At 51.0% G+C, this 1,226-nt stretch carries 1 protein-coding gene; it reads left to right on the top strand.

Features of this window, described 5'->3' with window-relative positions:
• Positions 1-1,226: glycoside hydrolase family 3 protein (locus GGR21_RS20760; RefSeq protein ID WP_317169917.1), on the top strand; the 1,226-nt coding region annotated here is incomplete at both ends.

The raw sequence follows: 1,226 nt of genomic DNA, 5'->3' as shown, positions 1-1,226 counted from the left end.
GATCTTCTCGGTCGTATGACCCTGGAAGAAAAAGTAGGGCAGCTGCTTTGCCCGTTGGGATGGGAAATGTATGAGAAAAAAGGGCAGGAAGTCACTTATTCCCAAAAGTTCGAAGACCTGATCAAGGAACAACATGTGGGAATGTTCTGGGCAGTATACCGTGCCGACCCCTGGACAAAGAAGACACTGGAAACCGGCCTGAACCCGGAACTGGCAGCCAAAGCAGGGAACGCCTTACAGAAATACGTGATGGAAAATACCCGGCTGGGAATACCACTGTTCCTGGCAGAAGAATGCCCGCACGGGCATATGGCCATCGGCACCACTGTTTTTCCTGTAGGCATAGGCCTGGCCTCCACCTGGAACCCGCAACTGATAGAACAGGTAGCTTCGGCTATCTCCAAAGAAGTGCGCCTGCAGGGAGGGCATATCGGTTACGGGCCTGTACTGGATTTAGCCCGTGACCCCCGCTGGTCGCGTGTGGAAGAAGGCTTTGGCGAAGACCCCGTACTCAGCGCCCGCATGGGAGCAGCAGTAGCCAAAGGGCATGGAGGCGGCAATATATCCAATCCATACAATGTGATTTCTACAATAAAACACTTCATTGCATACGGCATACCCGAAGGGGGACATAACGGCAATACGGCATTCGTAGGAGAAAGAGAACTGCGTGAGAATTTCTTACCGCCATTCAGGGCAACCCTCGATGCAGGCGCATTATCCGTTATGACCGCCTATAATTCTATCGATGGCATACCATGTACGGCAAACAGGCAATTACTTACAGACCTGTTGAAAGACCAGTGGCAGTTCAGGGGTTTTGTTGTATCCGACCTGGTAAGTATAGACGGCATACACGAAAACCACCGGGTGGCAAAGACAATCGCAGAAGCGGCTGAACTGGCTCTTTGGGCTGGCGTTGATGTCGATCTGGGAGCCAATGCGTATATAAAACTGACAGAGGCAGTAAAAAGCAACCGGATACCCGAAGCCCTGATTGATTCCGCTGTAAGCCGTGTATTGAGGCTGAAATTTGAAATGGGGCTCTTCGAAAACCCTTACGTTGATCCGCAGAAAGCAAAAACAACAGTCCGCAACCCGCAGCATGTTTCATTGGCAAGGGAAGCTGCCAGGCAATCCGTTATCCTGCTGGAAAACAAAAACAACATACTGCCTCTGGGCAAAGATATAAAGAGGGTGGCGGTAATAGGCCCTAATGCCGATAA

The organism is Dysgonomonas hofstadii, from assembly GCF_014196915.1.
GTDB classification, from domain to species: domain Bacteria; phylum Bacteroidota; class Bacteroidia; order Bacteroidales; family Dysgonomonadaceae; genus Dysgonomonas; species Dysgonomonas hofstadii.
This window is presented reverse-complemented; position numbering and strand designations above follow the sequence as displayed.